General features: G+C 40.6%; 12 protein-coding genes and 2 pseudogenes. 10 read left to right on the top strand and 4 right to left on the bottom strand.

The genetic code is table 11. The annotated features are described in order from the left end of the window. Positions 1 to 519, top strand: a 519-nt coding sequence (locus tag B4W83_RS04045; RefSeq protein WP_083022227.1) for a transposase, incomplete at its 5' end; no start/stop codon positions are given. A gap of 4 nt (positions 520 to 523) precedes the next feature. After that, a pseudogene (locus B4W83_RS04040) lies at positions 524 to 716 on the top strand (IS5/IS1182 family transposase); the annotation flags it as partial. Here B4W83_RS04040 and B4W83_RS13315 read toward each other — a convergent pair. Further along, positions 691 to 873 (bottom strand): hypothetical protein, encoded by a 183-nt coding sequence (locus B4W83_RS13315; protein WP_079247630.1) that lies wholly within the window; start codon positions 871 to 873, stop codon positions 691 to 693. The pseudogene B4W83_RS04040 and the gene B4W83_RS13315 overlap by 26 nt on opposite strands. Positions 874 to 999: 126 nt before the next feature. Between B4W83_RS13315 and B4W83_RS04030 the strand changes: the two genes are divergently transcribed. The 5 genes from B4W83_RS04030 (at position 1,000) to B4W83_RS04010 (ending at position 7,481) form a co-directional block, all read left to right on the top strand. Next, a complete protein-coding gene (locus B4W83_RS04030; RefSeq protein ID WP_000742234.1) occupies positions 1,000 to 2,979 on the top strand; it encodes a peptide ABC transporter substrate-binding protein in 1,980 nt (659 codons plus the stop codon). 66 nt (positions 2,980 to 3,045) lie between these two features. Further along, positions 3,046 to 4,542: an ABC transporter permease gene (locus tag B4W83_RS04025; RefSeq protein ID WP_000759905.1), complete on the top strand. Its 1,497-nt coding sequence runs from the start codon at positions 3,046 to 3,048 to the stop codon at positions 4,540 to 4,542. Then, complete coding sequence (gene oppC, locus B4W83_RS04020) at positions 4,542 to 5,468, top strand: oligopeptide ABC transporter permease OppC (protein ID WP_000103703.1); 927 nt, start codon at positions 4,542 to 4,544, stop codon at positions 5,466 to 5,468. The genes B4W83_RS04025 and oppC overlap by 1 nt, the downstream gene beginning before the upstream one ends. Positions 5,469 to 5,476: 8 nt before the next feature. Continuing rightward, positions 5,477 to 6,544: an ABC transporter ATP-binding protein gene (locus B4W83_RS04015; RefSeq protein WP_000159563.1), complete on the top strand. Its 1,068-nt coding sequence runs from the start codon at positions 5,477 to 5,479 to the stop codon at positions 6,542 to 6,544. A 10-nt stretch (positions 6,545 to 6,554) separates the two neighbouring features. Further along, positions 6,555 to 7,481, top strand: a complete 927-nt coding sequence (locus B4W83_RS04010) for an ATP-binding cassette domain-containing protein (protein ID WP_001291299.1) — start codon at positions 6,555 to 6,557, stop codon at positions 7,479 to 7,481. A 65-nt stretch (positions 7,482 to 7,546) separates the two neighbouring features. Here B4W83_RS04010 and B4W83_RS04005 read toward each other — a convergent pair. Both B4W83_RS04005 and treR read right to left on the bottom strand, forming a co-directional pair. After that, positions 7,547 to 8,823, bottom strand: a protein-coding gene (locus B4W83_RS04005; RefSeq protein WP_372236652.1) for an ISL3 family transposase whose coding sequence is annotated in 2 segments (ribosomal slippage) — positions 7,547 to 8,310 and positions 8,310 to 8,823 — 1,278 coding nt in all. Because the reading frame shifts where the segments join, the coding sequence is not laid out codon by codon here. 154 nt (positions 8,824 to 8,977) lie between these two features. Next, on the bottom strand, positions 8,978 to 9,688 hold the full coding sequence (treR, locus tag B4W83_RS04000) for a trehalose operon repressor (protein WP_000760673.1): 711 nt from the start codon (positions 9,686 to 9,688) through the stop codon (positions 8,978 to 8,980). 183 nt (positions 9,689 to 9,871) lie between these two features. On the opposite strand from treR, the gene treP reads away from it, so the two are divergent. The 3 genes and pseudogenes from treP (at position 9,872) to tig (ending at position 15,468) form a co-directional block, all read left to right on the top strand. Next, positions 9,872 to 11,839 (top strand): PTS system trehalose-specific EIIBC component, encoded by a 1,968-nt coding sequence (gene treP, locus B4W83_RS03995; RefSeq protein WP_000514338.1) that lies wholly within the window; start codon positions 9,872 to 9,874, stop codon positions 11,837 to 11,839. 177 nt (positions 11,840 to 12,016) lie between these two features. Then, positions 12,017 to 13,634: pseudogene (gene treC, locus B4W83_RS03985) on the top strand (alpha,alpha-phosphotrehalase). A gap of 550 nt (positions 13,635 to 14,184) precedes the next feature. Next, positions 14,185 to 15,468 carry a trigger factor gene (gene tig / locus B4W83_RS03980; protein WP_000116484.1) on the top strand — a complete coding sequence of 428 codons (1,284 nt, stop codon included), beginning with the start codon at positions 14,185 to 14,187 and terminating at the stop codon, positions 15,466 to 15,468. A 47-nt stretch (positions 15,469 to 15,515) separates the two neighbouring features. Here tig and recD2 read toward each other — a convergent pair whose 3' ends face one another. Beyond that, positions 15,516 to 17,882, bottom strand: coding sequence for an SF1B family DNA helicase RecD2 (gene recD2 / locus B4W83_RS03975; protein ID WP_000454520.1), 2,367 nt, complete (start codon positions 17,880 to 17,882; stop codon positions 15,516 to 15,518). Positions 17,883 to 18,060: the final 178 nt, after the last annotated feature.

Here is an 18,060-nt window from a genome sequence, read left to right as displayed (position 1 = left end):
GAACAAGACCCAGAGAAAGTATCTGAGTTTCTTGATATTTTGGATAACCTAAAAGATTTACCAATCGTATATATTGATGAAACAGGAATCGACCGCTATCTCTATCGTCCTTATGCAGGGGCTCCTAGAGGGGAGAAAGTCTATGAAAAGATTAGCGGACGTCGTTTTGAGCGAACTTCAATTGTTGCAGGACAAGTAGACGGAGAGTTTATAGCTCCCATGATTTACAAGAACAGCAGGACAAGCGATTTCTTTGTGGAGTGGTTCAAAACGCAACTCCTGCCTGCTTTGAAGACACCTCATGTTATTATCATGGACAATGCTAGTTTTGATCCCAAGAACATTTTGGATGAACTCTGCATCCAAGATAAACACTTTTTCTTACCTCTACCGCCTTATTCACCAGATTTGAATCCTATTGAGCAAGCTTGGGCTATCTTGAAAAAGAAAGTAACAGATTTATTAAGGGAAGTCCCAACTATTTTTGAATGTTTGGAACGCTTTTTAAAAACTAAATGACTATAAAAAGAAATGCCACGCTATGAAGGCTCAAGCGATTGTCACAAGTCAAGGGAGAAGTTTCTTTGGATATCGCTGTGAACTATTGTCATGATATGAAGTTGTTCAAAACGAGTCGCAGAAATATCGGACAAGCTGGTAAAATCTTGGCTGACAATGGTTATCAAGGACTCATGAAGCTATATCCTCTTTTGCAGGAAGTCTAATATTGTTATAAAATGATTTGAATTCCAAAATCACATTGTTCCGTCCGTATTTCATTTTACTGTATGTCTTCCTAAACTCCAAAGTTTCTGCGTCAAATTTCCTATTTTCACTGTAGTCTTTGACACTTCGAACGACAATTTGAATCATATATTCAAAAAAAATGAAAAATTTGTGCCAACAAGCCTAAATATTCTGAAAATTTGTTTGATTTTTAATGGATAATGTGATATAATGGTTGTCAATCTATAATTCACATAAACAGAGGAGTAGAAAATGAAAAAAAATCGTGTATTTGCTACAGCAGGTCTTGTTTTATTAGCAGCAGGTGTACTTGCAGCATGCAGTTCTTCAAAATCATCTGATTCATCAGCCCCTAAAGCTTATGGCTATGTTTATACAGCAGACCCAGAAACCTTGGACTACCTGATTTCAAGTAAAAATAGTACAACAGTAGTGACTTCAAATGGGATTGATGGTTTATTCACTAACGATAATTACGGTAATCTTGCTCCTGCAGTTGCAGAGGATTGGGAAGTCTCTAAGGATGGTTTGACCTACACTTATAAGATTCGTAAAGGGGTTAAATGGTTTACCTCTGATGGAGAAGAATATGCAGAGGTGACGGCTAAAGATTTCGTGAACGGTTTAAAACACGCAGCAGATAAAAAATCAGAAGCTATGTATTTAGCTGAAAATTCGGTTAAAGGCTTGGCAGATTATCTATCAGGAACTTCAACAGATTTTTCAACAGTTGGTGTCAAGGCGGTTGATGATTATACGTTACAATACACTTTGAACCAGCCTGAACCGTTCTGGAACTCTAAGTTGACTTATTCTATTTTCTGGCCTCTGAATGAAGAATTCGAAACATCAAAAGGAAGCGATTTTGCTAAACCAACAGATCCGACATCCTTGCTTTATAATGGTCCATTCTTGTTGAAAGGGTTGACTGCAAAATCTTCTGTAGAGTTTGTAAAAAATGAGCAATATTGGGATAAAGAAAATGTCCACCTAGATACTATCAATCTAGCTTACTATGATGGATCAGATCAGGAGTCGCTAGAGCGTAACTTCACTAGTGGAGCTTATAGTTATGCCCGTCTTTACCCTACCAGCTCCAACTATTCTAAGGTTGCAGAAGAATACAAGGACAATATCTATTACACACAATCAGGCTCTGGGATTGCTGGTCTGGGTGTGAATATTGATCGCCAAAGTTACAACTATACTTCTAAAACTACAGATTCAGAGAAAGTAGCTACTAAGAAGGCATTGCTTAACAAAGATTTCCGTCAAGCCTTGAATTTTGCTCTTGATCGCTCAGCTTACTCAGCTCAAATCAATGGTAAAGATGGAGCAGCTTTAGCAGTTCGTAATTTATTTGTAAAACCAGACTTTGTTTCAGCTGGTGAGAAGACCTTTGGTGATTTAGTCGCTGCTCAACTTCCTGCTTATGGTGATGAGTGGAAAGGTGTGAATTTAGCTGATGGGCAGGATGGTTTATTCAATGCTGACAAGGCCAAGGCAGAGTTTGCGAAAGCTAAGAAAGCTTTAGAAGCAGACGGCGTTCAGTTTCCTATTCATCTGGACGTTCCAGTAGACCAAGCATCAAAAAACTACATATCTCGTATTCAGTCTTTTAAACAATCTGTAGAAACAGTTCTTGGTGTTGAAAATGTCGTTGTTGATATTCAACAAATGACAAGTGATGAATTCCTTAATATTACTTACTATGCTGCCAATGCTTCATCTGAGGATTGGGATGTATCAGGAGGAGTTTCATGGGGTCCAGACTATCAAGACCCATCTACTTACCTGGATATTTTAAAAACAACTAGCAGTGAAACTACAAAAACATATTTAGGATTTGATAATCCAAATAGCCCTTCAGTAGTTCAAGTTGGTTTGAAAGAATACGATAAATTAGTTGATGAAGCTGCCAGAGAGACAAGCGACTTGAATGTCCGTTATGAAAAATATGCAGCGGCTCAAGCATGGTTGACAGATAGTTCACTCTTTATTCCTGCTATGGCTTCTTCTGGTGCAGCACCAGTGCTTTCACGAATTGTTCCATTTACTGGAGCTTCTGCGCAAACAGGCTCTAAGGGGTCAGATGTTTACTTCAAATATTTGAAATTACAAGATAAAGTGGTGACTAAGGAAGAGTATGAAAAAGCTCGTGAAAAATGGTTGAAAGAAAAAGCTGAATCAAATGAGAAAGCTCAAAAAGAATTGGCAAGTCATGTGAAGTAAATAATTTCTAATAGAACTTTCTCTCCATGAGGAGAAGGTTCTTTTGGGATTTTTAAAGGAAATAATATGAAAAAATATATTTTTATGCGTGTTTTGCGGTCATTGGTTTCGATTTTCTTAGTAACGACTTTGACCTACACGATTATCTATACCTTGGTTCCTCGAAAATTGATTTTCAAGCAGGATCCTAACTATAATAAAATTGCGACAACGGCTGATAAACGTGATAACTATGAAAATACTGTGTTTGAGCGTATGGGCTACATTGAGTATTACGATACTAAAGAGTTGCAAGAAAAGGCAAGTAGCATGGATTCTTCTGTAACAGTAGAAGCAAATGCGACCAATAAAGCTATTTATGAAAAGTACATCAATCAATTAGGTCATGGTTGGACTTTAGGAGAATTTACTGAAAGTGGTCAATTCTATGCTACTCGTGAAATTCCAATTTTTGAACGTGTTTTTCACTTCTATGCTAACTTGATTGACATTGACCATACAAATAAAATCCAAGACCCTGAAAATCCAGACTTGAAACGCTACCTTCGTTTTGAAAATGATCCAGCTATCGGATGGTCATTGGTCGGTTCAGGAACTAAACATAAATATCTCTTGTACTTTAACAGTCAGTTCCCATTTGTTCATCAAAACTTTGTGAACTTGAATTTAGGTGACTCTTACCCAACCTATGCTAATACACCAGTTCTTCAGGTTATTACTCAAGGTCAAGGACAAACCAAAACTGCCCAAGTTCAGTTCCCAACAGGTAAGAAAACGTCTTCTGTAAATATTTACTCAAGAACCTACAAGTCACCTAGTCAGGCTGACTCTCGTGAAGTAGCTAGCTATGGGAAAGATGATCCTTATACAGCGACTGAAAGTAATTACCAATATCCATCTATGATTGTCAGCTCTGCTATTACTGGTTTGATTGGTTTGGTTCTTGCCTATGCTCTTGCCGTGCCACTTGGTTCAGCCATGGCTCGTTTCAAGAACACTTGGATTGATAGCCTCTCAACAGGGACTTTGACCTTCTTGCTTGCTCTTCCAACCATTGCCTTGGTTTACATCGTTCGATTGATTGGATCATCTATTGCCCTTCCAGATTCATTCCCTATCTTGGGAGCTGGAGATTGGCGTTCTTACGTTTTACCAGCAGTCATCCTTGGTTTGTTGGGTGCTCCTGTTACAGCCATTTGGATTCGTCGTTACATGATTGACTTGCAATCTCAAGACTTTGTTCGTTTCGCTCGTGCAAAAGGTTTGTCTGAAAAAGAAATTTCAAACAAACACATCTTTAAAAATGCCATGGTTCCGCTGGTTTCAGGAATTCCTGGTGCCATTATTGGGGTTATCGGTGGTGCAACCCTTACTGAAACAGTCTTCGCCTTCCCAGGTATGGGTAAAATGTTGATTGACTCTGTAAAAGCATCTAATAACTCTATGGTCGTTGGTCTTGTCTTCATCTTTACATGTATTTCTATCTTCTCACGTCTTTTGGGAGATATTTGGATGACTATTATTGACCCACGTATTAAATTGACTGAGAAAGGAGGCAAATAATGTCTACAATCGATAAAGAAAAATTTCAGTTTGTAAAACGTGACGATTTTGCCTCTGAAACTATTGATGCGCCAGCATATTCTTACTGGAAATCAGTGTTTAGACAATTTATGAAGAAAAAATCAACTGTAGTCATGTTGGGAATCTTGGTAGCCATCATTTTGATGAGTTTCATCTACCCAATGTTTTCTAAGTTTGATTTCAATGATGTCAGCAAGGTAAACGACTTTAGTGCTCGTTATATCAAGCCAAATGCTGAGCATTGGTTCGGTACAGACAGTAACGGTAAATCACTCTTTGACGGTGTCTGGTTTGGAGCTCGTAACTCTATCCTTATTTCTGTGATTGCGACAGTGATTAACTTGGTTATCGGTGTTTTTGTCGGTGGTATTTGGGGAATTTCAAAATCAGTTGACCGTGTCATGATGGAAGTTTATAACGTCATCTCAAACATCCCATCTCTTTTGATTGTCATTGTCTTGACTTACTCAATCGGAGCTGGATTCTGGAATCTGATTTTTGCTATGAGTGTGACGACATGGATTGGGATTGCCTTCATGATCCGTGTGCAAATCTTGCGTTATCGTGATTTGGAATACAACTTGGCGTCACGTACTTTGGGAACACCAACCTTGAAGATTGTTGCCAAAAACATTATGCCACAATTGGTATCTGTTATTGTGACAACGATGACTCAAATGCTTCCAAGCTTTATCTCATACGAAGCCTTCTTGTCTTTCTTCGGTCTTGGATTGCCGATTACAGTGCCAAGTTTGGGTCGTTTGATTTCGGATTATTCACAAAACGTAACAACCAATGCTTACTTGTTCTGGATTCCATTGACAACCCTTGTTTTGGTATCCTTGTCCCTTTTCGTAGTTGGTCAAAACTTAGCGGATGCTAGTGATCCACGTACACATAGATAGGAGTAGAAATGACAAAAGAAAAAAATGTAATTTTGACTGCTCGCGATATTGTCGTGGAATTTGACGTTCGTGACAAAGTATTGACAGCCATTCGCGGCGTTTCCCTTGAACTAGTTGAAGGAGAAGTATTAGCCTTGGTAGGTGAGTCAGGATCAGGAAAATCTGTTTTGACAAAGACCTTCACAGGTATGCTCGAAGAAAATGGTCGCATTGCCCAAGGTAGTATTGACTACCGTGGTCAGGATTTGACAAATCTATCTTCTCACAAGGATTGGGAACAAATTCGTGGTGCTAAGATTGCGACTATCTTCCAGGATCCAATGACTAGTTTGGACCCCATTAAAACAATTGGTAGCCAGATTACAGAAGTTATTGTAAAACACCAAGGAAAAACAGCCAAGGAAGCAAAAGAATTGGCCATTGACTACATGAATAAAGTTGGAATCCCAGACGCAGATAGACGTTTTGATGAATACCCATTCCAATATTCTGGAGGAATGCGTCAACGTATCGTTATTGCGATTGCCCTTGCCTGCCGACCTGATGTCTTGATCTGTGATGAGCCAACAACTGCCTTGGATGTAACCATTCAAGCTCAGATTATTGATTTGCTAAAATCTTTACAAAACGAGTATCATTTCACAACAATCTTTATCACTCACGACCTTGGTGTGGTAGCAAGTATTGCGGATAAGGTAGCGGTTATGTATGCAGGAGAAATCGTTGAGTATGGAACTGTTGAGGAAGTCTTCTATGACGCTTGCCATCCATATACATGGAGTCTCTTGTCTAGCTTGCCTCAGCTTGCTGATGATAAAGGGGATCTTTACTCAATCCCAGGAACACCTCCGTCACTTTATACTGACTTGAAAGGGGATGCCTTTGCCTTGCGTTCTGACTATGCAATGCAGATTGACTTCGAACAAAAAGCTCCTCAATTCTCAGTATCAGAGACACATTGGGCTAAAACTTGGCTTCTTCATGAGGATGCTCCAAAAGTAGAAAAACCAGCTGTGATTGCAAATCTCCATGATAAGATCCGTGAAAAAATGGGATTTGCCCATCTGGCTGACTAGGAGGAAGGAAATGTCTGAAAAATTAGTAGAAATTAAAGATTTAGAAATTTCCTTCGGTGAAGGAAGTAAGAAGTTTGTCGCGGTTAAAAATGCTAACTTCTTTATCAACAAGGGAGAAACGTTCTCGCTTGTTGGTGAGTCAGGTAGTGGGAAAACAACTATTGGTCGTGCTATCATCGGTCTCAATGATACAAGTAATGGAGATATCATTTTTGAGGGTCAAAAGATTAATGGTAAGAAATCGCGTGAACAAGCTGCGGAATTGATTCGTCGTATCCAGATGATTTTCCAAGACCCTGCGGCAAGTTTGAATGAACGTGCGACTGTTGATTATATTATTTCTGAAGGTCTTTACAATCACCATTTGTTTAAGGATGAAGCAGAGCGTGAAGAGAAAGTTCAAAATATTATCCGTGAAGTGGGTCTGCTTGCTGAGCATTTGACTCGTTACCCTCATGAGTTTTCAGGTGGTCAACGTCAACGTATCGGTATTGCCCGTGCCTTGGTCATGCAACCAGACTTTGTTATTGCGGATGAACCAATTTCAGCCTTGGACGTTTCTGTGCGAGCCCAAGTCTTGAACTTGCTCAAAAAATTCCAAAAAGAACTTGGCTTGACCTATCTCTTTATCGCCCATGACTTGTCGGTTGTTCGTTTTATTTCAGATCGTATCGCAGTTATTTACAAGGGTGTTATTGTAGAGGTTGCAGAGACAGAAGAATTGTTTAACAATCCAATTCACCCATATACTCAAGCCTTGCTTTCAGCGGTACCAATTCCAGACCCAATCTTGGAACGTAAGAAGGTCTTGAAGGTTTACGACCCAAGTCAACACGACTATGAGACTGATAAACCATCCATGGTTGAAATCCGTCCAGGTCACTATATTTGGGCGAACCAAGCCGAATTGGCACGTTATCAAAAAGGACTAAACTAGTAATGGTTTTATAATTTCCATGTCAATTTTTAGGCTCTTTGTCAACTGTAGTGGGTTGAAGTCAGCTAAGCTCGAGAAAGGACAAATTTCGTCCTTTCTTTTTTGATGTTCAGAGCGATAAAAATCCGTTTTTTGAAGTTTTCAAAGTTCCGAAATCCAAAGGCATTTCGTTTGATAAGCTTAATGAGATTATTGGTTGCTTCTAATTTGGCGTTAGAATAGTGTAGTTGAAGGGCATTGACAATCTTTTCTTTATCCTTTAGAAAGGTTTTAAAGACAGTCTGAAAAAGAGGATGAACCTGCTTTAGATTGTCCTCAATAAGTCCGAAAAATTTGTCAGGCTCCTTGTTCTGGAAGTGAAAAAGTAAGAGCTGATAGAGATTGTAGTGGTGTTTCAAGTCTTCTGAATAGCTCAAAAGCTTGTCAAGAATCTCTTTATTCGTTAAGTGCATACGAAAAGTAGGGCGATAAAAACGTTTATCGCTGAGTTTACGACTATCCTGTTGAATGAGTTTCCAGTATCGTTTAATAGCCTTGTATTCATGGGATTTTCGTTCAAACTGATTCATAATTTGGACACGGACACGACTCATAGCACGGCTAAGATGTTGCACAATGTGAAAGCGATCCAGAACGATTTTAGCGTTTGGAAAAAGTTGCCTAGCTAAGTCATAATAAGGACTAAACATATCCATAGTAATAATTTTCACTCGACATCGGACGACCCTATCATATTTAAGAAAGTGATCTCGAATGACGGCTTGTGTTCTACCTTCAAGAACAGTGATGATATTGAGCTTATCAAAATCTTGCGCAATAAAGCTCATCTCCATCTCCCGATTGAAACAGTCACTCCCCGGACTGTTTCAACGTCCCAAGACATAATCTTAGGCAGATTTCTAAAATTACACTCAAAGTGGAAGTCATTGAGCTTTCGAATGACAGTTGAAGTTGAGATGGAAAGCTGATGGGCAATATCGGTCATAGAAATCTTTTCAATTAACTTTTGAGCAATCTTTTGGTTGATGATACGAGGGATTTGGTGATTCTTCTTGACGATAGAAGTTTCAGCGATCATCATTTTTGAACAGTGATAGCACTTGAATCGACGCTTTCTAAGGAGAATTCTAGTAGGTATACCAGTCGTTTCAAGATAAGGAATTTTAGAAGGTTTTTGAAAGTCATATTTCTTCAATTGGTTTCCGCACTCAGGGCAAGATGGGGCGTCGTAGTCCAGTTTGGCGATGATTTCCTTGTGTGTATCCTTATTGATGATGTCTAAAATCTGGATATTAGGGTCTTTAATGTCTAGTAATTTTGTGATAAAATGTAATTGTTCCATATGATTCTTTCTAATGAGTTGTTTTGTCGCTTTTCATTATAGATCTTATGGGACTTTTTTTCTACAATAAAATAGGCTCCATAATATCTATAGGGGGGTACCCACTACAAATATTATAGAGCCGAAAAAGGCTGAGATCTGGTGTCTCAGTCTTTTATTTCTTGCGCTTTGCAAAATCTACAAATCTAAATTTCTCTAACTTATGGCGACTTTCGGTAAACTGAAATTGGCGTCCGTCTTGGAGATAGACTTTTGATTTAATCGAAACGACATAAGGGTCTTTGCCAATGTCCATGAGAATCTTGTCTCGGTCGCTTGAGTGGTCAATGGTGATTTCCTTCTGAGCATAATCAATAAGGAGTTTGAGGCCATTTTCTATATAAGAATAGATAGACTGCTCAGCAATTTGGCGAGTGAGATTTGGGATGAGTTCCATATCCAGATAGTCTGTATCCAGAACGGATACCAGATCATCCACCACACGCTGGCGGACCACCTTCCAAACCATCCGAAACTCTGGGAAACCGGTTATCAGTGAGGATTTTTTATCAATAATAATCTTGTCCAGACTGACCACGTTGGTTTTAGAGCGCAGTCCAAGTTCTTTAACTAGTTCTTGGTAGCTGGTTAGGTTGGATACAGGGAAATTGACGGTTTCTTCTTTGACGACTTGAGAACCTTGCCCTCTTATCTTTTTGATCAATCCTTCCTCTTGGAGGAGAGACAGGGCCTTTCGGACGGTATCACGACTCACTTGATATTGCTCCATAAGGTCGTGCTCGCTAGGAAGGAAATCTCCGACAGCGTAAGTCTCGTTTTGAATGGTTTCTTGGATTTGCTTAAATAATTGTTGGTATTTCTTCAGTTTGCCTGCTTAAATAGGTTTTTAGTCTAGTTCAATGAACACCTGTATCTATTTTACCATACAAGTGCTAGAAAAATGACAAAAAATCCTCTTTTTACATCAAACAAGTTGCAGACAAGTTTGGTATCGTTTACAATATTCTTATCAAATCAAACTTGCTTTGACAAGTATAAGGAGAATCAAATGGGAAAATTTGAACAAGAAGCCAAGGATCTGCTTCAGGCAATTGGAGGCAAGGAAAATGTGACTGCCGTAACCCACTGTGCGACACGGATGCGGTTTGTTTTAGGAGATGATAAGAAGGCTAATGTTAAGGCTATCGAGTCAATTCCAGCTGTTAAAGGAACCTTTACAAATGCAGGTCAATTTCAGGTAATCATTGGAAATGACGTGCCAATCTTTTATAATGATTTTACAGCTGTTTCGGGTATTGAGGGTGTTTCCAAAGAAGCAGCCAAGTCTGTAGCTAAGAGTAATCAAAATGTGGTCCAACGTGTCATGACCACTCTGGCGGAAATCTTTACTCCGATTATTCCAGCCTTGATTGTTGGTGGATTGATCCTCGGTTTCCGTAATGTCTTGGAAGGTGTGCATTGGTCTATGTTGGATGGCAAGACCATCACAGAAACTTCTCAGTTTTGGGCAGGGGTTAATCACTTCCTCTGGTTGCCGGGTGAAGCTATCTTCCAGTTCTTACCAGTGGGGATTACCTGGTCTGTTTCTCGTAAGATGGGAACCAGCCAAATCTTGGGAATTGTTCTCGGAATCTGTTTGGTATCGCCTCAGTTGCTCAATGCCTATGCGGTTGCTTCAACGCCAGCAGCTGATATTGCGGCAAACTGGGTTTGGAATTTTGGCTATTTTACTGTTAATCGTATCGGTTACCAAGCCCAAGTTATCCCAGCCTTGCTTGCAGGTTTGAGTCTGTCTTATCTTGAAATTTTCTGGCGCAAGCATATCCCAGAAGTGATTTCTATGATTTTTGTACCTTTCTTGTCATTGATTCCAGCCTTGATTTTAGCTCATACTGTTTTGGGACCAATCGGTTGGACAATTGGACAAGGACTTTCATCAGTTGTCTTGGCAGGTTTAACTGGTCCAGTTAAATGGCTCTTCGGTGCAATTTTTGGTGCCCTCTACGCTCCATTTGTCATCACAGGTCTGCACCATATGACCAATGCCATTGATACACAATTGATTGCGGATGCTGGTGGCACTGCCCTATGGCCAATGATTGCTCTTTCTAATATTGCTCAAGGCTCAGCCGTGTTTGCCTATTATTTCATGCACCGTCATGATGAGCGTGAGGCTCAGGTTTCACTTCCTGCCACTATTTCAGCCTATCTCGGTGTTACAGAACCAGCCCTCTTTGGGGTCAATGTCAAATACATCTATCCATTTGTAGCTGGAATGACTGGTTCAGCTCTTGCAGGCATGTTATCCGTTACTTTTAATGTAACTGCGGCTTCTATTGGTATCGGTGGTTTGCCAGGTATCCTCTCTATTCAACCTCAATACATGTTGCCATTTGCAGGAACTATGCTAGTCGCTATTCTTGTTCCAATGCTCTTGACTTTCTTCTTCCGTAAGGCTGGTCTCTTTACAAAAACAGAGGACGATACGGACTTGCAGGCAGAATTCGTTGCTCAAGAAGAAGCAGAATTTGTGAGTCATGAACCAGTAGAACTTACTCCAGTAGAAATTGTTAGCCCGCTGACTGGCCAAGTGAAAGAACTAAGTCAAGCAACGGATCCAGTCTTTGCTTCAGGTGTCATGGGGCAAGGTCTGGTCATTGAACCAAGCCAAGGTGAGTTGACTTCTCCAGTCAATGGGACAGTGACGGTTCTTTTTCCTACCAAGCATGCCATTGGTATTGTCTCTGACGAGGGGGTGGAATTGCTCATCCACATCGGTATGGATACAGTAGGTCTTGATGGCAAAGGATTTGAAAGTCTTGTAGCCCAAGGAGACCATGTCACAGTTGGTCAGCAACTGATTCGTTTTGATATGGATGTCATTAAGGCTGCAGGTCTGGTGACAGAAACTCCTGTTATCATCACCAACCAAGATGCTTATACAGCGACTATTCCCGGAACTTATCCGACAACGATCCAAGCTGGAGCATCTCTCATGGTCGCTACACGAATCTAATACTCTTCGAAAATCTCTTCAAACTACGTCAGCTCTATCTGCAACCTCAAAATAGTGTTTTGAGCAACCTGTGGCTAGCTTCCTAGTTTGTTCTTTGATTTTCATTGAGTATAATTGAAATAGCACAAATAGGGACGGAAGACTGCTTCCTCCCTTTTATCAGAAAAGGAGAAACAGATGACACTTGATAAAGGAAAAGTAGTCTATCAAATCTATCCAAAATCTTACAAAGACACCACTGGCAATGGTATTGGGGACTTCCGTGGAATTATTGAAAAAATTCCCTATTTAGCCAAACTAGGTGTGGATATGGTCTGGCTCAATCCATTCTATCCAAGCCCTCAACGGGATAATGGTTACGATATTTCAGATTATATGGCAGTAGATCCTCTTTTTGGTGATATGGCTGATTTTGAGGAAATGGTGCGTGTCGGTCAAGAGCACAAGATTGACTTTATGCTGGACATGGTACTCAATCATTGTTCGACAGAGCATGAATGGTTTCAGAAAGCCTTAGCTGGGGACAAGTATTATCAAGACTTTTTCTTCATCCAAGACCAACCAACAGATTGGCAGTCTAAGTTTGGTGGCTCTGCATGGGCGCCCTTTGGGAATACAGGGAAATACTACCTTCATCTTTTTGATGAGACCCAGGCTGACCTTAACTGGCGCAATCCCAATGTCCGTAAGGAGCTTTTCAAGGTAGTTAATTTCTGGCGTGACAAGGGTGTCAAAGGTTTCCGATTTGATGTGATCAATTTGATTGGCAAGGATGAAGTCTTAGTGGATTGTCCTGAAAATGAAGGAAAGCCAGCTTATACAGACAAACCTATCGTTCATGACTATTTGCGTATGATGAATCAAGCCACTTTTGGAGCAGACGATAGCTTTATGACAGTTGGGGAAATGTCTTCTACCACCATGGACAACTGTGTCCTCTATTCGTCGCCTGATCGTCAGGAATTATCCATGACCTTTAATTTTCATCACCTCAAGGTGGACTATAAGGATGGACAAAAGTGGACCTTGGCTCCCTTTGATTTTGAAGAGTCTTTACCATAGTTGGGGTAAGGAAATGAGTGATAAAGACGGTTGGAGTGCTCTCTTCTGGAACAATCACGACCAACCACGCGCTTTAAACCGTTTTGTTGATATTCAAAACTTCCGCAAGGAAGGAGCCACTATGCTAGCAGCCAGCATTCACCTGTCACGTGGGACACCTTATATCTATATGGGCGAGGAAATCGGGATGATTGACCCAGACTATGATTCTATTGCTGATTATGTGGATGTCGAATCGCTCAATGCCTATCAGATGCTCTTAGAGGAAGGGAAGAGTCAGGAAAAAGCCTTCCAGATTATTCAAGCTAAGTCGCGTGATAATTCACGCATTCCCATGCAGTGGGATACTTCTGAAAATGCAGGATTTTCAACAGGCACTCCATGGTTGAAAGCTGGTAAATCCTATAAATACATCAATGTAGAAAATGAAATCCAGGGTCCGATTTTCACCTTCTATCAAGACTTGATTCGACTGCGTAAGGAAATGCCAATCATTTCAGAAGGAAATTACAAACCAGCCTTTGAAGATAGCAAACAAGTCTATGCTTTTGAACGCCAGTTTGAGGATCAAAAGTTACTAGTGCTCAATAACTTTTATGCCAAAGAAGTGGAAATCGACTTGCCAGCAGTCTACCAAAATGGACAAATTTTGATTTCAAACTATGAAGACGCAGAAGTGTCTGAGAAAATTCTACTCAAACCCTATCAAACACTGGCTATTTATGTAAATTAATACTCTTCGAAAATCTCTTTAAACCGTGTCAGTTTTATCTGCAACCTCAAAGCGGTGCTTTGAGCAACCTGTGGCTAGCTTCCTAGTTTGCTCTTTGATTTTCATTGAGTATAAACTTAGCAAGAAGACCTCTTTTTCAGAAAAGCAGGGTTCTTTTTGATGTCTATTCCATCCTTGAAAGTGTAGAACAAACTGTCAATCGAAAGTGATTATGTCCCAAAAAAAAATGGTGAGATTGAGGGCAATTATTTTGCTTTCATTTGACAAGAGGAACCCTTGAAGCAGTTTTGTCAGCTAAACCAAGGCTAATCTTAGCCTTGGCTTGTCAGCCTAACAGCATCAAGCCTCTTATCAAATGAAATAGAGGGCTAGCTATCAGCTAGTTAAAACATCTAATTTTTAGGAGGGCTGGGTGGCTAACTTCATTATAGAACTTTCATTAGTTAGCAAAAAGGCTTGTTGTCTATAATTGTCTGCATTACTCTAGATTTTATTTATAGAAAATGTTATAATAGACTGTATTTAAAAAATTTTAAGGAGAAATGACAGAATGTCTGTATCATTTGAAAACAAAGAAACAAACCGTGGTGTCTTGACTTTCACTATCTCTCAAGACCAAATCAAACCAGAATTGGATCGTGTCTTCAACTCAGTTAAGAAATCTCTTAATGTTCCAGGTTTCCGTAAAGGTCACCTTCCACGTCCTATCTTCGACAAAAAATTTGGTGAAGAGTCACTTTACCAAGATGTTATGAACGCTCTTTTGCCAAATGCTTATGAAGCAGCTGTAAAAGAAGCTGGTCTTGAAGTCGTTGCTCAACCAAAAATTGATGTAACTTCAATGGAAAAAGGTCAAGACTGGGTTATCACAGCTGAAGTCGTGACAAAACCTGAAGTTAAATTGGGTGACTACAAAAACCTTGAAGTATCAGTTGATCTAGAAAAAGAAGTAACTGACGCTGACGTTGAAGAGCGTATTGAACGCGAACGCAACAACTTGGCTGAATTGGTTATCAAAGAAGCTGCTGCTGAAAACGGCGATACTGTTGTTATTGACTTCGTTGGTTCTATCGATGGTGTTGAATTTGATGGCGGAAAAGGTGAAAACTTCTCACTTGGACTTGGTTCAGGTCAATTCATCCCTGGTTTTGAAGACCAATTGGTAGGTCACTCAGCTGGCGAAACTGTTGATGTAGTTGTAACATTCCCAGAAGACTACCAAGCAGAAGACCTTGCAGGTAAAGAAGCTAAATTCGTAACAACTATCCACGAAGTAAAAGCTAAAGAAGTTCCAGCTCTTGATGATGAGCTTGCAAAAGACATTGACGAAGAAGTTGAAACACTTGCTGAATTGAAAGAAAAATACCGCAAGGAATTGGCTGCTGCTAAAGAAGAAGCATACAAAGATGCAGTTGAAGGTGCAGCAATCGATAAAGCTGTAGAAAACGCTGAAATCGTAGAACTTCCAGAAGAAATGATTCACGAAGAAGTTCACCGCTCAGTAAACGAATTCCTTGGAAACTTGCAACGTCAAGGTATCAACCCTGACATGTACTTCCAAATCACTGGAACTACTCAAGAAGACCTTCACAAACAATACGAGGGAGAAGCTGAGTCACGTACTAAGACTAACCTTGTTATCGAAGCAGTTGCCAAAGCTGAAGGGTTTGACGCTTCAGAAGAAGAAATCCAAAAAGAAGTTGAGCAATTGGCAGCAGATTACAACATGGAAGTTGCTCAAGTACAAAGCTTGCTTTCGGCTGATATGTTGAAACACGATATCACAATCAAAAAAGCTGTTGAATTGATTACAAGCACAGCAACAGTAAAATAATCTTAAAAGATAAAAAGCCCACCTGAATTGGTGGGTTTTCTTGTGCACTATTTTCCAAAAATCTCTTTGAGGTCTGCGTCTGTAATCCCAATCATGGCGGGGATGCTGTCCCAGTTTTCTTCGGTTAGGATGTAGGATTGTTCAGAGGTACTTGATGTGGCTGTTTCAGAAATCGCTTGTTGTTTTTCTTCAACATTATCCAATAAATCACTGAAGCGTTCAATCAGATAGGTTTTTCGGGTAGTTCCAATGTGCTGGGTAGCATAATCAAAGGCCTGCAATTCACCTAGTAAGATAAGCTTGCTTTTGGCGCGTGTAATGGCTGTATAGATGAGATTGCGCTCCAGCATACGCCTACTAGCACTGGTGATCGGTAGGATGACAACAGGGAACTCACTTCCCTGTGATTTATGGATGCTCATGGCATAGGCCAGGCGAATCTTGTACCATTCGTTACGTGGGTAAGAGACTTCATTGCCATCAAAATCAATAACAATCTCGTCTTGTTTCGACTCGGTGTATTTACCAGGAATCAGGTCTGTGATGGCTCCTAAATCTCCATTAAAGACATTGATTTCAGCATCGTTGACCAAGTGAATGACCTTATCTCCCTTACGATAGTGGCACTGGGGAGCTTCAAAACTGAGTTGGTCTTTTTGTGGTGGGTTCAGGAGGTCTTGCATGAGTTGGTTGATGGCATCAATCCCTGCCGTCCCTCGGTACATGGGAGCCAGAACTTGGATATCACGGGCAGGAATGCCACTTCTGAGGGCAGCGCCTAAGATTTTCTCAATCGTAGCAGGAATATGGCCACTAGCAATTTCAAAGTAGGAACGGTCAGCTTTTTTCTGGGTGAAATCGGCTGGCAAGATGCCCTGTCGGATTTGACTAGCTAGGGTGACGATGGTTGATTCTTCGCTTTGCCGATAAATTTTTTCCAAGCGAGTCTGAGGAATTAAAGGAATATGAAGGAGGTCAGCTAGAACTTGTCCAGGGCTGACAGACGGTAGCTGATCGCTATCTCCCACGATGAGAATCTTACTGTTAGAAGAGATGTTGGAGAAGAGTTGATTGGCCAGCCAAGTATCCACCATGGAAAATTCATCCACGATAATAAAGTCAGCATCCAGATAATCTTCCAGATGACTAGTATCATCGTCGCCTGTCATTCCCAAGTGACGGTGTATAGTCGCGCTTGGCAAGCCTGTCAATTCATTCATGCGACGAGCTGCTCGTCCAGTTGGAGCAGCAAGAAGAATAGGTAGGTTGCTTTTCTTCCTGAGGTCAAGTCCTTCTAAAAGGGCATAAACAGCGATGATCCCATTGATAACAGTCGTCTTACCAGTACCAGGTCCACCTGTCAGGATAAAGACCTTATTCTGGATAGCATCACAGATAGCTTGTTTTTGAATGCTATCATACTCAATCTCCAGATCTTCTTCGACAGTAGCGATATGTTTTTGAATGGTTTCTAAATCTTGGCTCTTCTGTTTTCCTTTTTCAAGGATACGAATCAAGTGACTGCGGATACCTTCCTCAGCGAAAAAGAGGCTGTTGTCAAAGATCTTGGTATCAATCTGCTGAACCTTGTCTTCTTCGATCAGGTAGGAGAGCTCTTGGGCAACTTGGCTGGGGTCTAGTTCCACGGGACGGGAAGACTCAAGGAGAGTAAGGGTTTGTTCCAGCAAATCCCTTGCTTCAACATAGGTGTCCCCTGTTTCCATACAGGCCTGAAAAAGACTATGAACTAGACCGGCACGGAAGCGTTCAGGAGCCTGACTTTCGATGCCTAGTTCTTCAGCTAGTTGGTCAGCAATGGTAAATCCCAAACCCTTAATATCCTCAACCAGTTGATAGGGATAATTTTCAACCACATCAAGGGTTTCTTCCTTGTAAAAATCTTGAATCTGGAAGGCTAGTTTGTTGGGAATGCCGTAGTTGGCCAGTTTGGCCAAAACCATCTCCGTTCCGTAGTTGAGACGAAGAGTGGAGACGAAAGCCTCGCGATTTTTGGCAGAGAGTCCTGAGATGCCTTCTAGCTTTTCTGGGTGTTGCAAAATTTCGTCAATGGTATTGTCGCCATAGGTGTCCACTATTTTCTGAGCTGTCTTGAGACCAATTCCCTTGAAATGGCTACTTGAAAAGTACTTGACCAAGCCCTTGCTAGTTGGTTTTGCGCGTTCATATCGGCTGATTTGCAGTTGTTCTCCATACTTGGAGTGCTGGACAATTTGTCCCCAAAAAGTATAGTCTTCTCCCTCAATCACATCAGCCATGGTGCCCGTGACAATGATTTCAAAATCATCAAAGCTTTCTGCGTCTGTATCGTCGATTTCTAGGAGAAGGATACGATAAAAATTGCTGGGATTTTCAAAAATAATCCGTTCAATGGTTCCTGAAAAATAAACTTCCATAAGATTCCTTTGCATAAATAGGTGAGAGTTAATACTCTTCGAAAATCTCTTCAAACCACGTCAGCTTCCATCTGCAACCTCAAAACACTGTTTTGAGCAACCTGCGGCTAGCTTCCTAGTTTGCTCTTTGATTTTCATTGAGTATAACTTTGTTTCTATCTTAATCAAACTGAGTAGT

The sequence above is a fragment of the Streptococcus pseudopneumoniae ATCC BAA-960 = CCUG 49455 genome (assembly GCF_002087075.1).
In the GTDB taxonomy this organism is placed as follows: Bacteria; Bacillota; Bacilli; order Lactobacillales; family Streptococcaceae; genus Streptococcus; species Streptococcus pseudopneumoniae.
Note: the sequence above shows the minus strand (reverse complement) of the source record. Positions and strands in the feature narration are given on the sequence as shown.